Annotated in this window: 22 protein-coding genes and 1 pseudogene; 7 read left to right on the top strand and 16 right to left on the bottom strand. The window is 68.1% G+C overall.

Features of this window, described 5'->3' with window-relative positions:
* Nucleotides 1–3 precede the first annotated feature (3 nt).
* From DBO33_RS08375 to DBO33_RS08355, 5 genes are all read right to left on the bottom strand, one after another.
* Nucleotides 4–1,005 carry an MlaD family protein gene (locus DBO33_RS08375; RefSeq protein ID WP_107654518.1) on the bottom strand — a complete coding sequence of 334 codons (1,002 nt, stop codon included), beginning with the start codon at nt 1,003–1,005 and terminating at the stop codon, nt 4–6.
* The gene (locus DBO33_RS08370; protein ID WP_199856553.1) at nt 1,002–2,027 is read right to left on the bottom strand and encodes an MlaD family protein; all 1,026 of its coding nucleotides are present in this window, start codon (nt 2,025–2,027) and stop codon (nt 1,002–1,004) included. Before DBO33_RS08370 ends, DBO33_RS08375 begins: the two co-directional genes overlap by 4 nt.
* Before the next feature lie 5 nt (nt 2,028–2,032).
* Nucleotides 2,033–2,899: an ABC transporter permease gene (locus tag DBO33_RS08365; RefSeq protein WP_107654517.1), complete on the bottom strand. Its 867-nt coding sequence runs from the start codon at nt 2,897–2,899 to the stop codon at nt 2,033–2,035.
* 1 nt (nt 2,900) lies between these two features.
* Nucleotides 2,901–3,737 (bottom strand): ABC transporter permease, encoded by an 837-nt coding sequence (locus tag DBO33_RS08360; protein ID WP_107654516.1) that lies wholly within the window; start codon nt 3,735–3,737, stop codon nt 2,901–2,903.
* Between the two features lie 428 nt (nt 3,738–4,165).
* Nucleotides 4,166–5,257 (bottom strand): calcium:proton antiporter, encoded by a 1,092-nt coding sequence (locus DBO33_RS08355; RefSeq protein WP_199856552.1) that lies wholly within the window; start codon nt 5,255–5,257, stop codon nt 4,166–4,168.
* A gap of 276 nt (nt 5,258–5,533) precedes the next feature.
* Here DBO33_RS08355 and DBO33_RS08350 point away from each other — a divergent pair, with 276 nt between their 5' ends.
* Nucleotides 5,534–6,526, top strand: coding sequence for a DUF4189 domain-containing protein (locus tag DBO33_RS08350; protein WP_107654514.1), 993 nt, complete (start codon nt 5,534–5,536; stop codon nt 6,524–6,526).
* A gap of 7 nt (nt 6,527–6,533) precedes the next feature.
* On the opposite strand, the gene DBO33_RS08345 is transcribed toward DBO33_RS08350, so the two are convergent.
* The gene (locus DBO33_RS08345) at nt 6,534–6,929 is read right to left on the bottom strand and encodes a nitroreductase/quinone reductase family protein (RefSeq protein WP_107654513.1); all 396 of its coding nucleotides are present in this window, start codon (nt 6,927–6,929) and stop codon (nt 6,534–6,536) included.
* 192 nt (nt 6,930–7,121) lie between these two features.
* On the opposite strand from DBO33_RS08345, the gene DBO33_RS08340 reads away from it, so the two are divergent.
* Entirely contained in the window at nt 7,122–8,282 is a 1,161-nt protein-coding gene (locus DBO33_RS08340) for an FG-GAP repeat domain-containing protein (protein ID WP_107654512.1), read from the top strand.
* 6 nt (nt 8,283–8,288) lie between these two features.
* On the opposite strand, the gene DBO33_RS08335 is transcribed toward DBO33_RS08340, so the two are convergent.
* On the bottom strand, nt 8,289–9,092 hold the full coding sequence (locus DBO33_RS08335) for a transglutaminase-like domain-containing protein (protein WP_107654511.1): 804 nt from the start codon (nt 9,090–9,092) through the stop codon (nt 8,289–8,291).
* A gap of 141 nt (nt 9,093–9,233) precedes the next feature.
* On the opposite strand from DBO33_RS08335, the gene DBO33_RS08330 reads away from it, so the two are divergent.
* Nucleotides 9,234–9,899, top strand: coding sequence for a phosphate signaling complex PhoU family protein (locus DBO33_RS08330; protein ID WP_234390732.1), 666 nt, complete (start codon nt 9,234–9,236; stop codon nt 9,897–9,899).
* A gap of 3 nt (nt 9,900–9,902) precedes the next feature.
* Here DBO33_RS08330 and DBO33_RS08325 read toward each other — a convergent pair whose 3' ends face one another.
* Nucleotides 9,903–10,814 (bottom strand): LysR family transcriptional regulator, encoded by a 912-nt coding sequence (locus DBO33_RS08325; RefSeq protein WP_107654509.1) that lies wholly within the window; start codon nt 10,812–10,814, stop codon nt 9,903–9,905.
* A 70-nt stretch (nt 10,815–10,884) separates the two neighbouring features.
* On the opposite strand from DBO33_RS08325, the gene DBO33_RS08320 reads away from it, so the two are divergent.
* The gene (locus DBO33_RS08320; protein ID WP_107654508.1) at nt 10,885–12,033 is read left to right on the top strand and encodes a TDT family transporter; all 1,149 of its coding nucleotides are present in this window, start codon (nt 10,885–10,887) and stop codon (nt 12,031–12,033) included.
* Nucleotides 12,034–12,037: 4 nt separating this feature from the next.
* Here DBO33_RS08320 and DBO33_RS08315 read toward each other — a convergent pair whose 3' ends face one another.
* Nucleotides 12,038–13,177, bottom strand: coding sequence for an FAD-dependent monooxygenase (locus DBO33_RS08315; RefSeq protein ID WP_107654507.1), 1,140 nt, complete (start codon nt 13,175–13,177; stop codon nt 12,038–12,040).
* A gap of 117 nt (nt 13,178–13,294) precedes the next feature.
* Between DBO33_RS08315 and DBO33_RS08310 the strand changes: the two genes are divergently transcribed.
* Complete coding sequence (locus tag DBO33_RS08310; protein WP_107654506.1) at nt 13,295–14,224, top strand: TetR/AcrR family transcriptional regulator C-terminal domain-containing protein; 930 nt, start codon at nt 13,295–13,297, stop codon at nt 14,222–14,224.
* Nucleotides 14,225–14,701: 477 nt separating this feature from the next.
* The gene (locus tag DBO33_RS08305; protein ID WP_107654505.1) at nt 14,702–15,424 is read left to right on the top strand and encodes an HNH endonuclease family protein; all 723 of its coding nucleotides are present in this window, start codon (nt 14,702–14,704) and stop codon (nt 15,422–15,424) included.
* 9 nt (nt 15,425–15,433) lie between these two features.
* On the opposite strand, the gene DBO33_RS08300 is transcribed toward DBO33_RS08305, so the two are convergent.
* The gene (locus DBO33_RS08300; protein WP_107654504.1) at nt 15,434–16,453 is read right to left on the bottom strand and encodes a zinc-dependent alcohol dehydrogenase family protein; all 1,020 of its coding nucleotides are present in this window, start codon (nt 16,451–16,453) and stop codon (nt 15,434–15,436) included.
* Nucleotides 16,450–16,896 carry a hypothetical protein gene (locus DBO33_RS08295; protein WP_107654503.1) on the bottom strand — a complete coding sequence of 149 codons (447 nt, stop codon included), beginning with the start codon at nt 16,894–16,896 and terminating at the stop codon, nt 16,450–16,452. Before DBO33_RS08295 ends, DBO33_RS08300 begins: the two co-directional genes overlap by 4 nt.
* 128 nt (nt 16,897–17,024) lie before the next feature.
* Between DBO33_RS08295 and DBO33_RS08290 the strand changes: the two are divergent.
* Nucleotides 17,025–17,816 (top strand): annotated as a pseudogene (locus tag DBO33_RS08290) (helix-turn-helix domain-containing protein).
* 160 nt (nt 17,817–17,976) lie between these two features.
* On the opposite strand, the gene DBO33_RS08285 reads toward DBO33_RS08290, so the two are convergent.
* From DBO33_RS08285 to DBO33_RS08265, 5 genes are all read right to left on the bottom strand, one after another.
* Entirely contained in the window at nt 17,977–18,900 is a 924-nt protein-coding gene (locus DBO33_RS08285; RefSeq protein WP_107654502.1) for a LysR family transcriptional regulator, read from the bottom strand.
* 46 nt (nt 18,901–18,946) lie between these two features.
* Entirely contained in the window at nt 18,947–20,512 is a 1,566-nt protein-coding gene (locus DBO33_RS08280) for a hypothetical protein (protein ID WP_107654501.1), read from the bottom strand.
* Nucleotides 20,497–21,264, bottom strand: coding sequence for an ABC transporter ATP-binding protein (locus DBO33_RS08275; protein WP_107654500.1), 768 nt, complete (start codon nt 21,262–21,264; stop codon nt 20,497–20,499). The genes DBO33_RS08280 and DBO33_RS08275 overlap by 16 nt, the downstream gene beginning before the upstream one ends.
* Nucleotides 21,265–21,337: 73 nt before the next feature.
* On the bottom strand, nt 21,338–22,540 hold the full coding sequence (locus tag DBO33_RS08270) for an FAD-dependent oxidoreductase (RefSeq protein WP_107654499.1): 1,203 nt from the start codon (nt 22,538–22,540) through the stop codon (nt 21,338–21,340).
* A 183-nt stretch (nt 22,541–22,723) separates the two neighbouring features.
* A complete protein-coding gene (locus tag DBO33_RS08265; protein WP_107654498.1) occupies nt 22,724–23,383 on the bottom strand; it encodes a PadR family transcriptional regulator in 660 nt (219 codons plus the stop codon).
* Nucleotides 23,384–23,447 lie beyond the last annotated feature (64 nt).

Genomic DNA, 23,447 nt, shown 5'->3' with positions numbered 1-23,447 from the left:
CTCTCACCCAGCGCATACCGCCACCTGCTGTCCCGCGATCAGTACGCCGAATACCTGCGGCACGTCCGCCGCGCCCTTGGTGCACTGCGGCTTCCAGCCCGCGACCGCCGACTTGGGGATCGCCGCGTCGAAGCCGGCCAGCAGCCCGGGCAGCTTGTCGAATATCTCGAGGGCCTGCTGCGGATCCGGGAAGATCTGGTGGATCAACGCGTCCACATCGTCGGGGCTCTGCAGCCCGAGCGCATTGAACAGGTTGTCCAGCGGGCCGAGCACCGAGGGCGCGGCTGCGGCGAACTGGGCCAGCCCGGCCATGTTGGATTCCAGGCCGGAGAAGATGTCGGCCAGCCTGGCCAGTAGCGGCACCATGTAGTGGATCTTCCCGCCGGCCGTTTCTTGCAGGTCGGACAGATTCTGCAGCACCTTGTCGATCACCACCTGCCGGTCTTTGACGTGTGCCGCGAGTTTGTCGATCGCCGCCAGCGCGGGCCCGATACCGTTGCCGTCACCCTCGATCAGCGCGACCATGCTGGCGCTGAACTGGTTGATCTCCTCCGGGGAGATGGTGGCCAGCACCGGCTTCAGGCCGTTGAACATGCTGGTCACGTCGAAGGACGCCACGGTGTGATCGGTGCCGACCGTGGCGCCGCCCGGAATGCGCTTACCCGGCTGCGGCTGCTGCTGCAGGTCGATATAGCGCTGGCCGGTGAGGTTCTGGTAACGGATGGCCAGCTTCGAGTTGTCGTAGATCGACGCATCGGTCTTGAGCGACAAGCGAACTCGCGCCTGCACGCCGTCCAGCTCGATCCCGTTCACCTTGCCGACCTGCACGCCGTACATGCGCACGTCGTCGCCGACCTTCAAGCCGTTGGCATCGGTGAACAGGGCGCTGTGATCCTCGGTCGGCCCCGATACCGGGCGCTTGATCGCCGTGCAGACGATGATCAGCACGCCGATCATCACCGCCGCGAACAGGCCGAGCCGCCAAGCGGCGGAACGTACTTTCATCGGGCACCTCCCAATAGCGGTGCCAGGACGGGCATGCCACTCAGGTCGATCTCGGCGTTCAGCACCGGACCGTTCGGGGTGTCGGGCATGGCCGCGCGCAGTCGGCGCAGCAACTCGGTGAGGTCGGCCCCGGACTGCCGCGGCTGCGGCACCATCTGCGCGAGCAGCGTCAGCACCGGCGCGAGCATGTCGGTGACGCCGGACAGATCGTTGCCCAGTGCGGTGCCGAGGTCGGCGATACCGGGCAGCAACGTGTCGGTGTGCATGCGCACGCCGGCATCGAAGGACTCCCGATTCGATTGCAGCCGAGGGATATTGCGGATCATGTCCACCATCACCTCGTTGGCGCCCGCGAAGTTGCCCGCGCCGTAGAACGCGGGACCCAGCGCGGCGGCCAACTGGGAGAACGGCATCCGCTGGTTGTCGGTGACGATCTGAGCCGTCTGGATGATCGCCTGCGCCAGCGGGGTGAACGCCTTCATGTCGTGCGAGACCTGGCTGATCACCGTCGCCATCTGCGGGGTGAGCACCGAGTCACCGGACGCCGACAGGCTGCGCAGCATGCTGCCCATGGTGGCGTCGAAGATCGCGGCGGAGTTGGCGCCGGTCAGGTCGAGCACGCTGTCGTCGCGCAGCGCGGATCCGCCGGTGCCGCGGCGCAGCTCGATCTCGCTGATGCCGAACAGGTTCGCGGGCGCGTAGTCGACCCGCATGCTGTCGTCGATGCCGTGCAGTTGCGAACGATCCAGCCGCAACCCGATGCGCTGGGTGCCGCGCTCGGCCGGGTCGACCCCGGTGACCGTGCCGACCTGCACGCCGTCCACCCGCACCGGGGTGCCCGCCAGGATGCCGTCGCCGACCTGTTCGGTGTGCAGCGCGATGTGCATCCCGTCGTCGGTGCGCAGCTCGCGTTGCAGCGCAAGGACCGCGACCACCGCCACGATCACTGCGACCGCGATCAGGCCGACGAGCCGGGATCGCTGCTTGTCGACCGCCACTCCGGGCAATCCATACTTCGGCATCGCCATTACCCCGTGAAGCTGATCGTCGCGTTGAAACCCCACAGCACGATGGTGAGCACCATGTCGATGGCCACGATCGCCACCGAGGAGGCGCGCACCGCGCGGCCGGAGGCGATACCGACGCCCTCGGGCCCGCCGGTGGCGAAGAAGCCGTAGTAGCTGTGGATGAGGATTACCACCGTGGCGAAGATGGCCACCTTGATCACCGCGGCGATCACGTCGAACCCGGCCACGAACTGGAAGAAGTAGTGGTCGTACACGCCCGCGGATTGCCCGTGCACCAACGTGATCAGGCCGCGGCAGGACAGGTACGCCAGGATCAGCCCGATCAGGAAGGTCGGCACGATCGAGATGGCGCCCGCGATCACCCGGGTGGTCACGACGAAGGGCACCGAGCGCAAGCCCATCGCCTCCAGCGCGTCGATCTCCTCGGAGATGCGCATGGAGCCGATCTCGGCGGTGATGCGGCAGCCCGCCTGCGCGGCGAAGCCGATGGCGGCGGCGATCGGCGCGAGCTCACGGGTGGTCGCGTAGGCCGAGACGATGCCGGTGACCGGGCCCATGCCGAGCATGTTCAGCATGGTGAACGACTCGACGGCCACCGAAGCGCCCATCACCAGGCCCAGCACGATCATCATCGGCACGGTGCCGCCGCCGACGATGACCGAGCCGCGGCCCCAGGTCATGTCGGAGATGATGCGCAGCGTCTCGTCGCGGTAGTGCTTGATCGTCGACGGGATCGACGAGAGCACCTGCCAGACGAAGGCCAGCACGAAGCCGAGCGCCTCGAACCGCGCGAGCAACAGGCCGCGGCGCTGATAGAAGCGGGCGAGCCAGCCCAAACCCTTGGGCACATAGGTCGATGCGGACATGTCAGACCAACCTCGTCGGCAGGAACATCTCGACCACCTGCGTGACGCCCAGGTTGACGACGGCGATCGACACCACCGACAGCACCACGGCCGCGTTCACCGCGTCGGCCACCCCGCGCGGTCCGCCCTTGGCCTCCAGCCCGCGCTGGCAGGCGATCACCACCACCAGGAAGCCGAACAGGGCCGCCTTGAGCAGCGAGACCCAGACATCGGCGACGGTGGTGAAGGAGCCGAAGGTGGCCCAGTAGCTGCCCGGCGTGACGTTCTGACCGCCCACCGCGACCGCGTAACCGGCGACGATGCCGACGAAGATGATGAGGATGTTCAGCAGCGGTGCCACCAGGATCATCGCGACCAATCGCGGAATCACCAGGCGCGGAATCGGACTGATGCCCATGGTGTTGAGCGCGTCGATCTCCTCGCGGATCGTGCGCGCGCCCAGATCGGCGGCGATGGCGGCGGCGCCGGCACCGCCGAGCAGGAATCCGGTGGCCAGCGGGGCGCCCTGCTTGATCACGCCGAGGCCGCCGGTCGCGCCGAGCAGCGAGTCCGCGCCCAGCGTGTGGATGAGATTGCCGACCTGAATCGAGACGATGACGCCGAACGGGATGGCGATCAGAATCGCGGGGATGGCCGTGACGGTGACCAATCGCCAGGCCTGGGTGGTCGCCTCGCGCCACTCGAACTGGCCGCGCGCGATCCCGGTGACCGTGCCGGTCACCGATTCCCGTGCGATGTCCACGGCGCGACCGAAGGTCCGCAACGACGAAACGACAGTGTCGGAGAAGTTCTTGCGGACGACGCGGACGGCGGTGGCACTCGTGCGCGCCCGGGTCATAGACGCCACTCGGGGCCCGAGCCGGGCCGGTGTGTCTCAGGTTTCACAGTCGTTCTCTCCATGATGGGCGTCACTGCCACCATGAAGCTATCGGTGACACCTGGTAACAGTAAAGCTGATCACGGTGTGACCATCGCCTCCTCAACGCTTGCCGGTGACTAGCTTCGTTGCCCGGTCAACAGCACACGATGGAAGTAAATGGCCGTTCTGGTACGAGTTATCAGCACGTTTTCGCATAACTGTGACGTGCGTCATGTGATTTAGCTAACTGCCAGCAAGATCACGGACCGATTACGAAAGGGCGTAGTCGGCAAATGGGACAAGCGGGACGGCCACGCACCGACTAAAGGGCCGGAGCTGGGCCAATAGTCAGCACACCGCCCACAGCGCCTGACGTGACTCGCTTCGCGTGAGTCGAATCACATGGCCTACGGACTCACCGCGAGGAAGACGAACGCGGAGAACAGGGCCAAGTGGACGCCGCCTTGCAACAGCGTCGCCCGGCCGGGCACGACCGTGAGCACACCGACCACGATCGTCAGCGCGAGCAGCACCATCTGCGTGGCGCCGAGCCCGAGCACCAGCGGCCCGTCCAGCCAGATGGTGGCCACGGCGATCGCCGGGATGGTCAGGCCGATGCTCGCCATGGCCGAGCCGAGCGCGAGATTGAGGCTGATCTGCACCTGATCGCGGCGCGCGGCCCGCACCGCGGCGAGGGTCTCCGGCAGCAGCACGAGCAGGGCGATCACCACGCCGACCGCGGACGGCGGCAGGCCGGCGTCGGCGACGGCCGACTCGATCGACGGCGACACCACCTTCGCCAGCCCGACCACGCAGACCAGCGCGACGAACAGCATCACCAGGCTGAGCAGCGCGGCCTTGGCGGTGGGCGACTCGCTGTGCACGTCCTCATCCGTGACCACGCCGTTGCCCTCGACGGGCAGGAAGTCGTCCGGGTGCCGCACCGTCTGGACCATGACGAACAACCCGTAGAGCGCGAGCGAGGCAACCGCGGCGAAGGCGAGCTGTCCGGCGGAGAACTCCGGCCCGGCCTGGCTGGTGGTGAAGGTCGGCAGCACCAGGCTGAGCGTGGCCAGCGTCGCGACCGTGGCCAGGGCCGCGCCGGTGCCCTCCGCGTTGAACACCGCCACCCGTCTGCGCAGCGCGCCGACCAGCAGGGACAGCCCGAAGATGCCGTTGCAGGTGATCATGACCGCGGCGAAGACGGTATCGCGGGCCAGCGACGCGGCCTTGTCGCCGCCGGAGATCATCAGCGTGACGATGAGCGCCACCTCGATGACGGTCACCGCCACCGCGAGCAGCAGCGACCCGAACGGCTCGCCGACCCGGTGCGCGACCACCTCGGCGTGATAGACCGCCGCGAGCACTGCGCCGATCAGCGCGGCGGCCACCACGACCACCGCCACTCCGGAGAGACTTCGTCCCCACGTTACGGCCAGCGCGAGGGCGGCGATGATAGGTACGAACACGGTCCAGCGGTCGGTCAACACACGGATCATGAGATCCATCGTTGCAGCTAACCCTCCGCACACAGGTCAGCGCGGTGTGGCGGCCCGGAAATGGCACCGAATCGGACAATGCCCCCACTGGCAGGGGCAGATAACCGAGCGCCGAGTCGATACCCTGGCTCGGCCTTGATCGAGACGAACCAGCAGCGGGGACGCATGTCAAACCCACCCGGCCCATACCCCGGGCAGCCATACGATCCACACGCGCAACAGAGCGCAGCGAAGGATGAACAGCAGGCTCCTGGCTACTCGCGCGCCGATCCGACCATGCTGAATCAGCCGGGCGCCGCCGACGGCGGGGCGCAGTCGCCTCAACACCGCGCGGACCCGACGATGCTCAATCCGCTCGGCCAACCGGATCCGGGGTATCAGCAGGTACCGCCCGCGGATCCGACGATGCTGAACCCGCTGAGTCAACCGAACCAGGGCTACCAACCGGTGCCACCCGCGGATCCGACGATGCTGAACCCGTTGAGTCAGCAGGATCCGTACCAGCAGGGCCAGCCCTACGATCCGCAAGGGCAGCCGTACCCGTCGGTCCCGCAGTACCCGGTCCCGCAGTATCAGCAGGCACCGCAATACCAGCAGGCGCCGTATCAGCAAGCACCGATGTATCAGCAAGCGCCGCAGCAATATCCGCCGCAGCAGGGCGGCTTCCCACCCGGTCCGCCCGGGCAGGGGTTCCCGCCGCAGTACGGACCCGGCGGACCCGGCTCGGGTGGCGGCGGCGGTGGCAAGGTGCTCGCCGTGATCGGTTCGATCCTGCTCACCCTGCTCGTGATCGGCGGGGTCATCGGGCTGAAAGTGTTGAAGAACTCGGCCAAGAACGACCGGGTCGACGCGAGCGGCGCCGACACCACCAGCTTCGCCGTCGCCACCAGTACCGCTGGCGCGCCGACCACCCGGACGAGTGCCAAACTGCCCCCGATCAGCACGGCACCGCCGACCACGCCCAAGGCGACCAACGTGTGGATCGCGGCCGCCTACAACGAGGCGACCGAGGAGGTGCACTGGGTCAGGAGCTCGATCAGCCAGGACGCCGCGATCGGGCAGGCGCAAATCGCCTGCGGCGCTTCGTGTCAGGAGCCGGTCTGGTCGAAGGACAACTGTGTCGCGTTCGCCTTCGGCAGCAACGGTGGCTGGGCCTCCGACTGGGGCAGCACCATCACCGAAGCGCAGGACAAGGCAGTGGCCAGGGGACAGACCGCTTTCGATCTCGCGGGGCCGTTCCAGTTCTGGTCGAAGTGCGCGAAAGAGTAGCGCGCGCTTAATCGTCCAGGTCGACGCGGACGGTCAGCAGGTCGGTGCCGACCAGCTGGACCACCGCGCTGTTGCCGCGGGGCAGCTCGCGCAGCCGGGCGCGCGCGTCGTCCTGGGGCAGCAGGTGCGCGGTGCCGGTGTGCCAGCGGCCGTGCAGGCGTACTCGAACGCGGTTGTTCGCCTTGATGTTCCGGATGTACTGGGAGCGGTCACCGAACTCGGAGACCAGCCAGAACTCGTTGCCCTTCTTGCGGCCGCCGATCGGGGTGACGCGCGGCTGTCCGCTCACCCGGCCGACGGTTTCCAGCAGCTGCTGGGCCGGTACCTTGCGCTGCAACGGATTGACGACGCGGCGCTGCAACGTGGTGACCACTCGATGTTGAATATCGCGCTTGCTCGGCATGCGGCGACGGTAGCACCGGGGCGTGGGCGGCGAGCACCGAAACCGTTGGCCCGAAACCGTTGGCACAGTGCCACAGCCGAATACCAGCGCGGTGGGCAATCCGACGAATTATCGGAATAACCGCTGTTCCACTGTGACGCACGTCATAAAGTCCGGGTCCCGGCTTTATCACTGCGCACACCAGGACAATTCATGTACGCTCCCTCCCCTCGCCCGCGCGGCGTGATTCTCGCCGCGGCCGCCGCGACGTTCGGCCTACTCGGCTCCGTCCTGACCGCCCCCGCTCCCGCGCATGCCGCGGGCGCGATCAATTTCGCGCCGAAGGTGGATTCGCCCTCCGGTGGCCAATTTCCGTCGTGGGGGCCCGGTCCGTCCGCGATCGGCACCGTCACCGCCGACTTCGACGGCGACGGCAAGGCCGATATCGTCTCGGCCGATTTCCAAGGGGCAGGGCCGATTCTGATGACCGGCCGGGGCGACGGCCGGTTCAACACCGGCACCAGGGTGGGCGACGCGGGCAACGGTTTCGGCGCGGTGGGCGTCGGCGACCTCAACGGTGACGGCAAGCCCGACGTCGTCGCGCAGGCCTGGACGACGGTCGCGACCTTCCTGAACAACGGCAACGGCACCTTCAAGCCGGCCGAGAAGTACCTGACACTCGAAGGCGCACAACAGGAAGTGATCGTCGCGGACGCCAACGGCGACGGCAAGGCCGATGTGCTCAGCCTGGTGCCGGCCGGCGTGAAGACCTGGCTCGGCAAGGGCGACGGCACCCTCGAAGGCGGGCCGACCAGCGTGATCCCCGGCGTCGCCGCGGCGTTCACCGTCGGAAAGTTCAACTCGGACAACAAGATCGATATCGCGATCAACAACGACGTGCTGCAACAGGTGCACGTGTTCACCGGTAACGGCGACGGCAGCTTCACCCGGCGCGGCGCGAGCACCAGCGGCTTGATCACCGAGGATGTGCGCGCGGCCGATTTCGACAACGACGGCATCGATGACGTGATCACCGCCGACTCGTTCTCCTTCAGCACCACGCTGCTGCTGTCGGACGGTCAGGGTGACTTCAAGAAGACCGACCGGGTGAACATCTCCGGCCTCGGCCCGACCAGCATCGCCGCCGGCGACTTCAATCGGGACGGGAAGCTCGATGCCGCGATGTCGGCCGTGCTGAACTCCAAAATGGTGATCTTCACCGGCAACGGCGGAACCATCAGCAAGACAGGAGATTTCAGCGTCACGGCACAGCCGCAGACGCCGGTCGTGGCCGACTTCGACGGTGACGGCAAGCTCGACATCGTGGTGGCGGGTAGCGCGAACGCGGTGTCGTTCCTGAAGAACATCTCCTGATCGCGCTCAGCAGACCGCGGTCGGGGTGAGGTTGTCGTCGAAGGGCAGCAGGCCGTCCACCGTGGCGTGGATCTGCAGGCTGCGCACCTTCATCTCACCGCCGTGGTTGTCCAGGAACGCGATATCGGAGGCGTCCCGGCCGGTGGCGATCCGGACCAGGGTCGAGCGCGGCGCCAGGCCGGTGGCGTCGAGGGCGCGCCAGGCGCCGTCGATGTAGGCCTCGGCGACGGCGTGGAAGTCCATCGGCGCGCAGCCCGGTGCGTACACCGACGCCACCCGCGCGGGCACCTTCACCGCGCGCAGCAGCGCCACGACCAGGTGCGCGAAGTCGCGGCACACGCCTGCCCCGGACAGCAGCGTCTCCACCGCGCCGTCGATCGGGTCGCTGCTGCCCGCGACGTAGCGGATCCGGCGGCCGACCCACTGTGACACCAGCACGGCGAGCTGGGCATCCGGTGTGCCGGAACCGAATTCGGTGGCGGCGAAGCCGAGCAGCTTGTCCGACTCGGCGAACCGGCTCGGCCGCAGGTACAGCGCGCGGTCGTAGTCGGTGGTGGTCTCCGGTGTCGCGTGGCCCAGCACGGTCGCGCGGTAGTGCGCCCGCACCGTGCCCGGGCCGACCGAGAATTTGTGGATGCGGGTGCCGTGCGGGCCGAGTATTTCCCAGGGCGTGATAGGCCAGCCGTCCAGCTCGAACACCAGCGACTCGGTCAGGTCCAGGTTCGGCTGGCGGGCGACGGCGATCTGGAATTCGAGGGTGGTCGGCGCGGTGATCGCCACCTCGAGCTGAGCTGAGACATCGCGCTTCACACCACAATCCTGTCCGTCGCGGTCAAGTGCCCTGCCTATTCTCGACTAGATAACGGCGAGTTGGCATCATCTGCACCGTCAATTCATGGCCAGGTGGGGATTAATGCGACCGGCCGCGCGGTTATGGGCGAGAATTTGCGCGTGCGCACCCAGTTCACTCGCGAGCTAGTCGCGTTGACCAATGATTTGACGTTGATGTGCAGGCTTACCCATGACGCGGCCGAGCGGGTGACCGACGCATTGGTCGGTGCCGATCTCACCGCCACGTATGAGGTTTTCGCACTCGATGAGCGACTACAGACGATGTACGGCGCGTGCGAGGCGCGCACGGTGGTGCTGCTCGCGTTGCAGGCGCCGGTCGCCCGCGACCTGCGTCACGTGGTCACCGCCATCCAGATCGCTACCGAGTTGTCGCGGATCGGCGCGCTGTTCAGCCGGGTCGCCGACCAGGTCTATCAAAGCCATCCGGGACATGTTGCGCCGCAACCGATTCTCGACATCCTGGCCGCCATGGGCACGCTCGCCGCGACCCGCACCGCACTCAGCGGTCAGGCCGTCGCGACCGGTCACCAAGAACCGCCCGCCGAACAGGATCCCGGACTGCATGCGATGGAACTGCTGCACAAGCAGCTACATTCGGCCCTCGCCGCCCCCGGCCCTGAGCAGTCGACCACCGCCGCCATCACCATCGCGCTGCTCGCCAACCACCTCGAACGCTGCGTCGACCACACCGCCCGCATCGATCGCCTGATTCGCTTCCTGGACACCGGAGTTCCACCGACCGCCCAGCCTGCCGACAGTGCGTAGGCGCTACCGGGCGGTGGCGCGGGCGATCGTATAGAGGTCGCGGGCCGGACCGGTCGGCCGCTGTCCGGTCGGCCACACGGCGCGCAAGGTGCGCTCCAGTGCCAAGTCGGTGATCTTCGGCGATACCAGGGTGCCCGCGGCGATTTCGGCTGCCACGGCCAGGGAACTCAGTACGGCCGGGCCCGCGCCCGAAGCCACCGCGGTCTTGATGGCGGTGGTGGAGGACAGCTCCAGCGCGACCTCGGGTCGCCAGCCGGCGATTTCGCGAGACACCGCGTGCTCGAACCAGTTCCGGGTGCCGGAGCCGGATTCCCGTTGGATCAGCGGGGTTTCGGCGAGCTCGGCGCGGCCCACGGAGCCGCGCCGGGCCCAGCGGTGCGCGGGCGCAACCACGACGACCAAGCGGTCGTGCGCGACGACATGGGACTCCAGGCCGCGGAAGCTCTGCGGGCTCTCGATGAAACCGATGGCCGCCTTGTGGTCCAGGACCTGCTCGGCGACCTCGACGGAGTTGCCCGACTCCAAGGCGATCGCGGTGCCCGGCGCGCCGGCCCGCAGCTTCATCAGCCAGGCGGGGAAGAGGTACTCGGCGATCGTCTGGCTGGCCGCGACCCGCAGATGCGAGTCGCGTTCGGCGCGCAGGCTATCGATTCCGGCGTCGAGTTGCTCGGCCGCGCGGATCACCCCGCGGGCCCACTCCGCGATCAGCGAACCGGCAGGGGTCGCCCGGGAGCCGAGCGTGGTGCGCTCCAGCACCGGCACGCCGACGAGCTTCTCCAGGTATCGGATGCGCGAGGACGCGGAGGGCTGACTGATGCCGTGTGCCGCCGCGGCCCGGCCGAGGCTGCCCAGCTCGATGACCGAGAGCAGCAGGTCGAGCGCGGCCAGGTCGGGAACTCGCGGCGACAGGGGCATAGAACGAGTCTATGCATACATAGGAACATGCCCGCTACCCGACCCGACGGCATCCGGCGACGCTGGAGACATGACCGCCACCGTGACCTTCCGCCCCGCACCTCGGCGTCTGGTCGGCGAGCTCGACCACCGTCCGCGCCGGTCCGGCTCGCTGCGCCAGCTCGGCCCCAACTGGTTCGCCGCGGTGATGGGCACAGGCATCGTCGCCAATGCCGCGGCCACCCTGCCGTGGCAGTTCCCCGGATTGCGCGGCGCCGCGACTGTCGTGTGGGCGCTGGCCGCCGCGCTGCTGGTGGCTTTGAGCGTCGCGTGGGTCGCCCACTGGGTGCGCTTCCCCGACACCGCCCGCGACCATCGCAACCACCCGGTGATGTCGCAGTTCTTCGGCGCACCGCCGATGGCGCTGCTGACCGTCGGCGGCGGCACCCTGCTGCTCGGTTCCGACGTGATCGGCATGCCCGCCGCGGTGGCGATCGACTGGGTGCTGTGGATCGCGGGCACCGTGCTGGGCCTGCTGACCGCCTTCGCCGTCCCCTACCGGATGTTCACCAGGCACCGCGTCGGCGCCGATGCCGCGTTCGGTGGCTGGTTGATGCCGGTGGTCCCGCCGATGGTGTCCGCCGCGATGGGCGCCCTGCTCATCCCGCACACCCCCGCGGGTCAGCTGCGGATGACCATGCTGCTGCTCTGTGTCGCGATGTTCGGCCTCAGCCTGATCGCCGCCCTGGTCACCATCACCATGATCTGGTCGCGGCTGGTGCATCACGGCACCCCGGCCGCGAGCATGGTGCCCACCCTGTGGATCGTGCTCGGGCCGCTCGGTCAATCCGTCACCGCCGCAGGCCTGCTCGCCACTGTGGCCCCCGCGGCCATGCCCGACCTCTACGCCAAGGGCCTGCTGGTCTTCTCGGTCATCTTCGGCCTCGCCACCTGGGGGTTCGCCATGCTGTGGCTGGCACTGGCGAGTGCGGTCACCGTAAAGGCCTATCGTGCAGGCGAATTGACCTTCAACCTGACCTGGTGGGGCTTCACCTTCCCGCTCGGCACCTGTGTCACCGGGAGCACCGTGCTCTACACCCACACCGGCGCAAACCTTTTCGCCGCCATCGCGATCATCCTCTATGTCGCTCTGGTCGCCGCGTGGTCGGCGGTGGCGGTGCGCACTGCTCGCGGCGTACTGAACGGCGCGCTGCTTCGGCCCGCCCCTGCGCCCCGTTGACCGATCAGTAGTTCTTCAAGGTGACGAGTTCGGGATCGGCCTCCGGCGGGTTGGCGGCCATCGCGTCGAACACCTCCTGCGGCGGCGGTTCGGCGAACATCATGCCGACCACTTCCTCAGCACCTGCCTGGTTGACTTTCACGTAGTCGCGCAGCTGGTTCTCGTAACTGGCGAACGCGGCGGCGTAATCACCTGCGGCGGTGGCCAGTTCACCCGCCAGGACATAGGCACCGACAAGAGCCTGTGAGGTGCCGCGACCGGACAGCGGTGACGCGCAGGCGCAGGCGTCGCCGAGCAGCACGATCCGGCCCGTCGACCAGGTGTCCATGCGGACCTGACTGACCGGCGTCAGGTACAGGTCCGACGACGCGGCCAGATACTCCAGCAGGCGCGGCATCTCCCAGCCGTCCCCCGCGAAACGTTCGGCCAGGAGCCGCTTCTGGGCATCGAGATCACGCCGGTCGTAGTCGAGCAGCTCCGCGGCGAAGTACAGCGCGGCGCGGGCCTCGGTGTTGTCCCTGGCGCTGAACACATTCGCCGACCTGCCGTTGCCGAGCTGGCAGGCCAAGCCCTCGTAGTCGAGGTTCAGGAAGTTGTCGGTGGCGAAGATGGCGTTGTAGACGCCCAAGTGGTGGAGGTAGTCCGCGTGCTCGCCGAAGGCGAGGGCCCGCACCTTCGAGTACATCCCGTCCGCGCCGACCACGAGGTCGAACCGGCGCGGCTCGCCTCGTTCGAAATGCACCAGCACGCCGTCGGCTTCCTCGTCGAGCGCGGTGATCGAGTTGTCGAAGAGGTACTCGGTCTCGTCCTTGGTCAGTGCGTAGAGGATGTCGGTCAGATCGCTCTTGAGCACCTCCAGTTCACCGGCGAAGATCGCCGCCGGCATGGTCACGAGGTGGCGCCCGTCGCTGTCCACCACCTTGCTGTCGCGAATGGTGGTGCTGTACTTGCGCACCTCGTCGAGGATCCCCATCCGGTCGAGCACCGTGATCGCCGGGCCGCGGAAGTCGACCGCATAACCGCCGGGGCGCGGTGCCGCCGCCCGCTCCACCACCGTCGGGGTGTAGCCGTGCCTGCGCAGCCAGTACGCCAGCGCCGGGCCTGCGACTCCGGCGCCGGAAATCAGGATGTTCTTGTTCGTCATGGCGTTCTCACTTCTGCTGCGCTTCGAGCTGTCGGAGTACAACGTACATGACAGCCCGTACGTTGTACATAGCGTACTAGCGCACACTGTGCTGGTGAAGTGGTTAGTATTCGTGCCATGCGTACTAGTACAGCTGGCGCCGCCGACGCCACCCCGCCCTACCTGCGTATCGCCGCGGAGATCCAGCAGCGGATCACCTCCGGCGAGCTGCGGGCCGGCGACCGGGTGCCCTCCGCACGGCAGATCACCAAGGAGTGGGGCGTCGCCATCGCCACCGCGACCAAGGTGCTGGCCGTGCTGCGCCAGGAAGGAGTGGTGCGTGCCGTCCCGGGTGTCGGCACCGTGGTGGACACCCCGCAGGCCGCACCCGCGCGCGAGCACAGCCGCGATACCGAACTGACCGCGGAGCTGGTGGTGCGCGCGGGTATGGCCATCGCCGACGCCGAAGGGCTTGCGGCACTGTCGATGCGCCGCGTGGCCACCGAACTCGGCGTGCCGACCATGTCGCTGTATCGCCACGTGGGCAGCAAGGATCGACTGGTGCTGCTGATGGCGGACGCGGCTTTCGGTGAAGCCGACTTCCCGAACCCGGCGCCCGCGGGCTGGCGCGAACGCCTGGAAGTGCTCGCCCGCCTGCAATGGGCGATGTACCACCGGCATCCGTGGGTGGTCGCGGCCATCTGGGTGAATCAGCCGGATCCGACGCCGAAGTTGCTGGCGCACACCGAATGGGCGGTGCGCGCCTTCGACGACCTCGGTCTCGGTCCGGACGCCGTGATCTACGCGCACGTCTCGCTGTACAGCTACGTGCGCGGCATCGCCGTGAACCTGGAATTGGAAGCCGGGCTACGCCGGGCAGGCGCACCGGTCGAACCGTGGGATGTGCGCGAGCCGGAGTTCGAGCAGTTCCTGGCCGGCGGGCAGTTTCCCACGCTCGCACGGCTCAACGAGCGCAACGACTTTCAGTTCGACATCGACCGGCTCTTCGAATTCGGCCTGCAACATCTCCTGGACGGGTTCGCCGCCTCGGTGGCACCGCGCGACTGAACGGTGCCGGATCTGCACGTCGACGCGGCACGCAACCGACCGCCATATCCGTACGAATCCAGTAGAACTAACAATCATTCTGAAATGAACCTGAGAATAATCCCGAATCAGAGCGATCGGCTTGCCAAGATCAGGTCCCGCTATCTACTGTCTCAATACGTAGCAACAAGCTACTCACGATCATCACGAGCGAGCTCGCCCGGCGCGGTTCGACAGCTCGGGTCCTCCCTCATCGGACCCGCGGTGTCGGTGGGTGCGGAACATGGACTGGACACCCATTCGCACCCCCGCGCGACGGTCGATCTCCCTCGTGATCAGCCACCCTCGAGTCGGCGCCGGCACGGCGACTCGAGGGTGGTGCTGTATCCAGCCCCCTTGGCTGTGCGGAACGTCATACCCCCCAATCACTTCCACGACCTCGGCCGCCGGATACGTTGGCGCCCGATATAGTTCAGGTGGTTGGCGTTAGGAAGCTCGATGAAGTTCACAGTGCAGCGGCTCGCTCTGATCGGGCTGGCCATCGCGACATTCATCGGAGTGTCCTACTACTACGTGAACCGAGTCGAATCCCCCAGAGCGAGCGCGCAGTGCGGCTCCACCCTCTGCGCCGACGCGCCCGCCAGCATGCCCGGCCGCGACACCCTCGCCCTGCTGGAGACGATCCGGGTGGCCGGCCGCGCCCCCAAACCCGGTTACCCCCGTGAACAATTCGGCCCCGCCTGGACCGATGACGTGTCCGTCCCCGGTGGCCACAACAAGTGCGACACCCGAAACGACATCCTGCAGCGGGATCTCACCGAGGTCACCTTCAAGGACAACAGCCGCTGCGTGGTCGCCACCGGCACCCTGAACGACCCGTACACCGGCAAGACCATCAAGTTCGTCCGCGGCCCGAAGACCTCCGACGACGTGCAGATCGACCACGTCATCGCGCTGTCGGACGCCTGGCAGAAAGGCGCGCAACAGCTTTCCGAGGCGCGCCGCCGTGACCTGGCCAACGATCCGCTGAACCTGCAGGCCGTCGACGGCCCGACCAACCAGTCCAAGAGCGACTCCGACGCGGCCAGCTGGCTGCCGCCGAGCAAGGGCTACCGCTGCGCCTACCTGACCAGGCAGATCCAGGTCAAAGCGGCCTACCAGCTCTGGGTCACCCAGGCCGAGAAAGATGCCATGACACGGGAACTCAGCACCTGCCCCTGAGAGCGTCGCTCAGGACATGCGCACGACAACCTTGCCGAACGGGTCGTCGTCGCGGAAGTAGCGGTACGCCTGCACCGCATCGTCGAGCGCGAACACCCGATCGATGACCGGCCGGATGCGGTGTTCGCTGATCGCCCGGTTCATCGCCTCGAAGTCGGTGCGGCTGCCGACGGCGACGCGGCGGATCGATACGTACTGCGTGCCGAACACCTCGCCGACCGGCTCCGCCACCGCGGTCGGCATCGCACCGATCATGGTGATCTGCGCGTTGTATGCGCCGGAGCGAACGGATTTCGACAGTGTCGGCAGCCCGACGGTGTCCACGACGTGCTCGACGCCGTCGCCGCCGGTCAGTTCCTGGACCGCCGCGTCCCAGTCCGGTGTCTCGGTGCGATCGATCACCTCGTCCGCCCCGAGCTTGCGCAGCCGTTCGGCCTTGACCGGGTTGGAGGTTATCGACAGGACCCGCGCGCCCAGCATTGTGGCGTGCTGCACGGCGAACAGCGCCACGGTTCCGCTGCCCACCGTGAGCACGGTGTCGCCGGGCGCCACCGGCACCGGCTTCGTGAGTGCCGCCCACGCAACGACTCCCGCACAGGTCAGCGTCGCCGCTTCGATATCGGTCAGGTGCTCGGGCACGTGCACCACCGAATCCTGCTCGAGCACCGCGTAAGTGGCGAGCATGCCGTGGAAGGTGGCGCCGTACTGCTCGATGACCGTGGCCAGCCGCTGCGGCCCGTCGATCCATCGCACGAAGTAGCTCGCGGTGATCCGGTCACCCACTTCGGCCCGGGTCACGTTCTCGCCCACCGCGATCACCGTCCCGACGCCATCGCAGAGCGGGACGATGCCCGGCGTGGCGGGCAGCGGGTAGTCGCCGTCCATCAGCATCAGGTCGCGCCGGTTGAGCGAGGCCGCCAGCACCTCGATCACGACTTGGTTCGGGCCCGGCTCGGGCAGGTTCTGCGCCGCCGTGGTCAGGCCGTCGAGTCCGCGCAGTGGATCCAGGTGATACGCAAGGCCGTTCATCGCACGCCCTCGATGTACTGGTGGTCGGACAGGATCCGGCCCTCGTCGTCGAGGCCGATGACCTCGAAGCCGCCGCCCGCGACCGCACCGTCGGCCTTGGCCACCATGGTCCAGCTCACCCCGACGAGTCCGGCGGGCAAACGGAATGCCGGTGCCGCGACGGCGAACTCGTACTCGCCCGACGCGATGAACATCTCGTAGGCCCGCGTCATCCTGCGGTCCATGGCGTCATGGCCGCGCACCTTCAGTGCGGGCATCGGGAATTGTAGGCGCTCAGCCTCTTCCCGCATCTCCGCCGGCGGGTCGACCAGGGTCTGCGCACCGGTGGGCGCCCACAGTTCCCGAATCCGCTTGCGCCGGGCCTCGGGGTCGGACTCGTTCCACTGCGCCGCGTACTCTTCGGCGAAGCGGGCCAGTTCGTTGTCGTTCAGTTGCTTGCTCATGGAACAGAGTTTTGCCGTCTCGCCGATACCGCGCGATTCCCGGCAGGGAATAGCCGAATCGTGGAGAAGCTGCTGCTCATACCCTCCGCGGAATCGCGAGCGAGCCCCCATCGGATAAGACTGTGCACATGACAACGGCGATCGCAGCACCCGGATTCGCCCGTGAGCTGAAGCATTGGCGGACCCTGCGCCGGGTCAGCCAGCTCGACCTCGCGATCCGGGCGGACACCACCCAGCGGCATCTGAGCTTCCTGGAGCAAGGTCGATCGCGGCCCGGGCGCACCATGGTGGTGCGGCTGGCGGAGTCGCTGGAATTGTCTCTGCGGGAACGCAACAGCCTGCTGCTCGCGGCGGGATACGCGCCGGCCTTTCCCGAATCCAACCTCGACACACCGGAATTGGGTCCGGTACGCGAGGCACTGAAAACGATTCTGGACGGCCACCAGCCCTACCCCGCGCTGGTGGTGCGCCCGCGCGGCATCCTGCTCGCCGCCAACGCGGCCTTCGAGGTGCTCACCGAGGGGGCAGCCCCGGAACTGCTGGAGCCGCCGATCAATGTGCTGCGCCTCGCTTAACATCCGGACGGGCTGGCCAAGCGCGTGGCGAACCTGCCCGAGTGGGGCAGGCACGTCATCGAGGCACTGCGCGGCCAGGTGTCCCGCAGCCCCGACGCGGCCCTCGGCGAATTGATCGAGGAACTGGAAGGCTATCTGCCCCAGGCCGAACCAGGCCCGGACCACCTCGGTTTCGCGGTGCCACTGCGGCTGCGCAGCGACGACGGGGAGCTGCGACTCATCACCACCCTCACCTCGTTCGCCACCGCCACCGACATCACCCTCGCCGAACTGCACCTGGAAGCGTTCCTCCCCGCCGACGCGCAGACCGCCGACATCCTCCGCACCCGCGCGGCCCGCGCCTAGCGCACCCTCCACCCGGGACACACGGCTGGCACACTCTCGATCCGCCGCACACTGCTACCGCGCCTCCATCGGCCCGAAGTCCGCTGCGACGCATACTTTTTGATTTCCCGCATACCGAATCGCATGCGATTCCATGTGCGGGAAATCAGAAAGTGTGCGGCTACCAGGTGCGGGCGGCGGCGCGCAGGTGCGCGTGCACGAGGTCGACGTGCGGGCGGGCGACGGTGCCGGGGCGGCGGACCAGGAAGCCGGTGTTGATCGGCGGGTCCGGCGGGTCGAGCAGGGTGACCAGGGCGCCCGAATCCAGCTGGGCCGCACACAGATAACGCGGCAGCACGCTGATCCCCGCGCCCGCGGCGACCGCGGCGGCGACAGCACGCAGATCCGAGACGATCACCGCGGCCTCGCCGGCCAGCCGGATGCCGAAGACGTGCCGCCAGTACCGGCGCAGGATCGGTAGATCGGCGGCGTAGCTGACGAGCGGGACCGTGGTCAACGCGGCCGGACCCTCGGCGCGCAGCTGCGCGAGGTCGATCCGCTGGGCGACAGCGGGCGCGGCGACCAGGACGAATTCCTCGTCCGACAACGCCTCGGCGACCACCGTCCGGCCCCGCGGGCGCACGGTCGACACCACGATGTCGTGGTGACCGGCGCGCAGCCCGGCCAGCAGATCTTCCGAGAGCCCGGCCGTCACGGTCAGCCGGACACCGTCCGCCACCAGCGGCGCCAACGCCGGAAGCGCCTGCACCGCAAGCATTTCCGCAGGGCCTGCCAACCGGACCGGTGGCTGCGCTTCGAACTGCGCCGCGACATTCCGTCCGGCGACCGCGTTCAAGGCGTCCAACGGTTCGGCGATCCGCGCCGCCAACTCCGCGGCGGCCGCCGTCGGCGCGACGCCGCGCGGCAGCCGCTCGAACAGGCGTTGCTCCAGCCGCTTCTCCAGTGCCTGTAGTTGCGCGGTTACCGTGGGCTGCGACAATCCGACCAGCCGGGCCCCCGCGGTGATCGACCCCGCCCGGTGCACGGCCAGAAATGTGCGCAACTGATTCAGATCCAAACTGCCATCGGAATCCCTATCGCTCACCGGACAAGTCTATTGCCTCGCCGATGTTGCTGAAGGCCGATCTTGCTCACTTCGGGCGAACGGCGGCGAGCAGCTCCGGCCCACCCGTGGCCAACCGCCGCTCAGCGATGCGAGCACCGAGCACGGCCGCCGCGATCCCGAGACCTAAACCGACCGGGACCGCCAGCCATTCGACCGCCTTCAGCTCGGTCGCGCGACCGACCAGCAGGATGGCCACCACCGGCAGCACCGAGAACATTTGCCCGAAAATCATGACGGACTGGATCAGCATCTTCGCGCACCCCGGGTTACCGGAACCGGAGAACGGATTACCGGTGCGCGGCGGCAACGGATACGGCGCGATGACCGACAGCATCAGCGCCGAGCAAGCCCCGACACCTAGCGCGACCGGATACAGCGAGAGCACCCACGGATACATCTCCCACCGGCCGAGCGCCCCCGGCAGAATCAAACCGAGCGGCAGCGTGGGCACCCCGACCACCAGCAGCAAAGCCAGCAGGCGGCCACGCACGTCCGCGCGGGCCGCACCCGGGGTGACCAGGGTTTGCCACAGCGCGGTGCCGTCGTAACCGTAGAGATTGGCGGCGGCCAGCACGGCGAACAAGGCTGCGGTGACACCCGCGAACGGCACGCCACCCGCGCTGCCGCCCTGGACGGCCGGGAACACCGGCATCAGGATGCCGACCACGAGCACCGGCAGCAGCGTGGCCCGGCGCCGGCTGTCCCGCCACCAGGCGCGCAGCTCCTTGACCAGCACGGCGCCGACCGGTCCGCCCTGTCGCACCCGGCCGAGCAGACCACCGCCGCTGCTGCCTGCCACCGAGTTCATCGGCGCGGCCAGGCGCCGGGCCAGCAGCACCGACCACGCTTGCCACAACCCGAGCGACGCCACGGCCAGCGCGACCAGCGCCAGCAGCGCGATCAGCCAATCCCCTTGTGCCGCAGCTTCTACGGCGGCCGGTGCCCAACCGGACGGCGACCAGCGCAGCGCCGTCGCGACACCGGACGGCACGTCCCGCAGCTCGCTCACGTGCCCCAGCAACCAGCTCAACGGGTAGTAGGCGAGGCCCACCAGCCCGGCCAGCAGCACGCCGAGATCTTTGCCGCGCCGCGACCGCATGGCCGCACCGACCCAGGCCAGCACCACCCGCGACAGCAGCACCACGAACACCAGGTGCAGCAGCACCCCGATCAGCGCGACCAGCGTTGCCGCCCAACCCCATTGCGCCGCGAACACGATCAACCCGCTGAAGGCGATCAGGTTGATCACCGGCGCGGGCCCCGCGAATGCCGCGGCGAGCAGCCCGGCGGCCAGCCCGCGATGGCTGATCGGCAGCAGCCGCAGATGCTCCGGCTGCACGGTCTCGTCGCTGCTGCCGATCAGCACCGGACCGCACAGCCAGCCGAGCGTCCATATGCCGAAAAGCGTTGCAGCGATGGTCGTTCCATGGGTCACGTCGCCGTCGCGCGCCGCGAAACCGATCACCGCCGCCGTGACGATCGCGACGACAGCACCGGCCAGGATGCCGGTCACGAAGGTGAAGCCCTGCCAGCCGTTGGTCAGCGCCCGCCTGGTGAGCAGCAGCCGCATGCGGATCAGGACGCCAGCCACGACAGTCCGTCCTCGCCGCCGACCCGACCACCGACGAGGCGAACGAACGCCTCCTCCAACGTGGTTCCGCCGCGCACCTGCTCCAGCGTGCCCGCCGCGACCACCCGGCCGCCGGTGATCACCGCGACCTGGTCGCACAGGTTCTCCACCAGCGCCATCACGTGACTCGACAGCACCACCGCGCCGCCCGCGGCGACGAAACGCTGCAGGATGGTGCGAATCGTGCTCGCCGACACCGGATCCACCGCCTCGAACGGCTCGTCGAGCACCAGCAGCTTCGGTGCGTGCAGCAGCGCGGTCGCGAGACCGATCTTCTTACGCATGCCCGCGGAGTAGTCGACCACCAAAGTGCCTTCGGCCCCGGTCAATTCGAACACCGCGAGCAGCTCGTCGGCGCGCTCGGCCACCGTGCGCTCCGGCATGCCACGCAAAAGCCCGGTGTAGGTGAGCAATTCCCGTCCGGTGAGCCGTTCCGGCAGCGCGAGTCCGTCCGGTAGAACGCCCGCCAGGGTTTTCGCGCGCACCGGGTCGGCCCACACGTCGGCGCCGAAGATCTCGGCGCGGCCGCTGTCGGGCCGCAGCAGTCCGCAGGCCATCGACAGGGTCGTCGTCTTGCCCGCGCCGTTGGGTCCGACCAGGCCGAAGAAGGAGCCCGGCGGGACCGCCAGGCTCACGTTGTCGACGACCCATGGACCGCCGAAGCGTTTGCACAGGCCCGTCAGGTGCAGGGCAGGCTGGTGGTCAGGTTGCATCGTTCCCCCGGAGTGCGCTCGACTTGATGTGCTCCACAGAGTACGGACCACCAGCCCGCCCGGTTCGGGCGAATCAGGCCGCTACGGCTAATTCCTGCTGCGCGGGCGCATCCCAGTCGATCCGGTAGCGCTGCTCGGGTCCCATGGTCTTCTCCGGGTTCATCATCTTGATGAACACCGGAGCGAGCAGCTGCATCATCTTGCGTGCGACCGGGCCGAGGGTCTTGCTGTGGTTGGCCTTCGCCGCACGGGCCGCGACGGCCTCCACCCGGCCGCGGCGCAGCTGCTCATAGGTGGCGAACGCCGCCGGTACCGGCAGGTCACGCAGACAGCGAGCGATCTGGACGGCACTCTCGATGGCCAGCGACGCACCCTGACCGGAGCTGTTGGACGGCGCGTGCACCGCGTCGCCCACCAGCACCATCCGGCCGCGGAACCAGTGCGGCACCGGCGGCATGATGTGCAGTGCGCCGATGACTTCCAGTTGCGCCTCGGTGGTGCGCCTGGCCAGTTCGCCGCCGGGGGTGTCCTCGGCGTAGGTCTCGCGCAGGATGTCGAGCCAGTGCGATTTCGGGATCGCCCGGGCCGCGGTGAGCGACAGGTACTCCTTGTGCGGCAGGTTCGCGCCCCACATCACCCGGCCGTCGCCGCCCGGCCCGTACAGGTAGTAGGCCTTCTTGCCGAACGCGAAGGTCATGGTGTCGGCCGGGATCTCGCCGTCGTAGTCGACCAGCGCACCGAAGCCGAGCATGCCGAGGTACTCCGGCCCCGGCGCCTGCGGGTCGATCAAACCGCGCACCGTGGATCGGATGCCGTCGGCCCCGATCAGTACGTCGGCGGTGGCCGTGCTGCCGTCGGTGAACCGGGCGGTGATGCCCGACTCCGTCTCGACGACATCGACCAGGCGCTTGTTGTATTCGAAGGGCACACCGGCGGCGACCGCGTGATCGTGCAGCGTCTGGTGCAGTTCGCCGCGATCGACCAGTTGCAGTGGCGGCAGGCCGGACAGGCCGGGCATGTGCATGTCCTTGTCGTTGACGGACAGGCCCATCTTCGGCACCGGCACGGCGATGTCGCGCACGGCGTCACCCGCGCCGATTATGTCCAGGGCGGCAATGCCGTTGGGTGCGAGCGCGAGCCCGCTGCCGATGTTGTCGGATGGTCCGGGATAGGCCTCGTAGACGCGGGCATCGATGCCCGCCTTCAGCAGGGCGGTCGCGGCGACCGGTCCGGCGATGCCGCCGCCGATGACCAGTGCGGTTCGAGTTTCAGACATGGGTGTCTCCAGGTTCGGGTACTGCGGATTTTTCGAATCCCCGAACCGGCCCGTACGCAACGCACCCAGTTATCCTGTGGTTGCCAGCCTTGTAGCCGGGTGCGCGTACGCGGGCGCGGTTCGAGACTGTTCAATCGGGCTCGGCGGCGGTGTTGCCGCACCCCGCCGGGCCCGGTCTCGTGGTCAGGACGATTCCTGTTCGGTCATCCCCCTTTCTACGGACGCGATGACTTCCGCCACCGGGATGTTTTCGGCGTGCACCTGCCGCCACCAGTCCACCTCGGGGAACGTGCCGTCGACGAGTTCGTCGCGCAGCGAACGGGCCCAGGCGGCTTCGGCTTTCAGCATCGCGAGCCCGTATTCGGATTCGATGATGAACAGGCGCGGCAGTTTGCCGGCCAGAGCTTGGTCGAGTTCCCGGCGCCCCGAGTCGACGAGCCGGTCGAGCGCCTCGATGCGCCGGCCGAGCAACTCGGCGACCTCGTCGGGAGGCAGCACCGCGAGCACGGAAAGCCCTGCGACGAACCGGTTCTGTTCCGGTTCCGGCTCGGCGAGCAATTCCCTGGTCCAGTCGGTGAGTTCGGCGCGGCCCGCGTCGGTGATCCGGTAGATCACCCGCTCCGGCCGGGCACCGTCACGCTCACTGCCGACGACCTCCAGGAAACCGACCTTCGCGAGGTTCTGCACGACGGTGTAGAGCGAACCCCACTTGATGTCCATGTCCTGGTCTTTGCCGCGGTCGCGCAGCGTCTGGGCGATCTCGTAGCGGTGCTTGGGCCGGTCGACCATCACGGAGAGCACCGCGAGCGCGAGCAGGTTGTTCACCTTGCGCTTCTTGGCCATCGCACCTCCTTACTCGTCTACGAATATACGTGCACGAGTATTCGCCACGCAAGGTGGTGGCGCG

It is taken from the genome of Nocardia suismassiliense, from assembly GCF_900269665.1.
Classification (GTDB): Bacteria; Actinomycetota; Actinomycetes; order Mycobacteriales; family Mycobacteriaceae; genus Nocardia; species Nocardia suismassiliense.
This window is presented reverse-complemented; position numbering and strand designations above follow the sequence as displayed.

What these genes read in the sequence shown, in the direction of transcription:
- DBO33_RS08355 (WP_199856552.1), bottom strand. Translation starts at nt 5,257, where the DNA reads ATGATCCGTGTGTTGACCGACCGCTGGACCGTGTTCGTACCTATCATC.
- DBO33_RS08315 (WP_107654507.1), bottom strand. Translation starts at nt 13,177, where the DNA reads ATGACGAACAAGAACATCCTGATTTCCGGCGCCGGAGTCGCAGGCCCG.
- DBO33_RS08350 (WP_107654514.1), top strand. Translation starts at nt 5,534, where the DNA reads ATGCTGAATCAGCCGGGCGCCGCCGACGGCGGGGCGCAGTCGCCTCAA.
- DBO33_RS08340 (WP_107654512.1), top strand. Translation starts at nt 7,122, where the DNA reads ATGTACGCTCCCTCCCCTCGCCCGCGCGGCGTGATTCTCGCCGCGGCC.
- DBO33_RS08360 (WP_107654516.1), bottom strand. Translation starts at nt 3,737, where the DNA reads ATGACCCGGGCGCGCACGAGTGCCACCGCCGTCCGCGTCGTCCGCAAG.
- DBO33_RS08325 (WP_107654509.1), bottom strand. Translation starts at nt 10,814, where the DNA reads ATGCCCCTGTCGCCGCGAGTTCCCGACCTGGCCGCGCTCGACCTGCTG.
- DBO33_RS08265 (WP_107654498.1), bottom strand. Translation starts at nt 23,383, where the DNA reads ATGGCCAAGAAGCGCAAGGTGAACAACCTGCTCGCGCTCGCGGTGCTC.
- DBO33_RS08345 (WP_107654513.1), bottom strand. Translation starts at nt 6,929, where the DNA reads ATGCCGAGCAAGCGCGATATTCAACATCGAGTGGTCACCACGTTGCAG.
- DBO33_RS08365 (WP_107654517.1), bottom strand. Translation starts at nt 2,899, where the DNA reads ATGTCCGCATCGACCTATGTGCCCAAGGGTTTGGGCTGGCTCGCCCGC.
- DBO33_RS08310 (WP_107654506.1), top strand. Translation starts at nt 13,295, where the DNA reads ATGCGTACTAGTACAGCTGGCGCCGCCGACGCCACCCCGCCCTACCTG.
- DBO33_RS08300 (WP_107654504.1), bottom strand. Translation starts at nt 16,453, where the DNA reads ATGAACGGCCTTGCGTATCACCTGGATCCACTGCGCGGACTCGACGGC.
- DBO33_RS08305 (WP_107654505.1), top strand. Translation starts at nt 14,702, where the DNA reads ATGAAGTTCACAGTGCAGCGGCTCGCTCTGATCGGGCTGGCCATCGCG.
- DBO33_RS08375 (WP_107654518.1), bottom strand. Translation starts at nt 1,005, where the DNA reads ATGAAAGTACGTTCCGCCGCTTGGCGGCTCGGCCTGTTCGCGGCGGTG.
- DBO33_RS08295 (WP_107654503.1), bottom strand. Translation starts at nt 16,896, where the DNA reads ATGAGCAAGCAACTGAACGACAACGAACTGGCCCGCTTCGCCGAAGAG.
- DBO33_RS08320 (WP_107654508.1), top strand. Translation starts at nt 10,885, where the DNA reads ATGACCGCCACCGTGACCTTCCGCCCCGCACCTCGGCGTCTGGTCGGC.
- DBO33_RS08270 (WP_107654499.1), bottom strand. Translation starts at nt 22,540, where the DNA reads ATGTCTGAAACTCGAACCGCACTGGTCATCGGCGGCGGCATCGCCGGA.
- DBO33_RS08370 (WP_199856553.1), bottom strand. Translation starts at nt 2,027, where the DNA reads ATGCCGAAGTATGGATTGCCCGGAGTGGCGGTCGACAAGCAGCGATCC.
- DBO33_RS08275 (WP_107654500.1), bottom strand. Translation starts at nt 21,264, where the DNA reads ATGCAACCTGACCACCAGCCTGCCCTGCACCTGACGGGCCTGTGCAAA.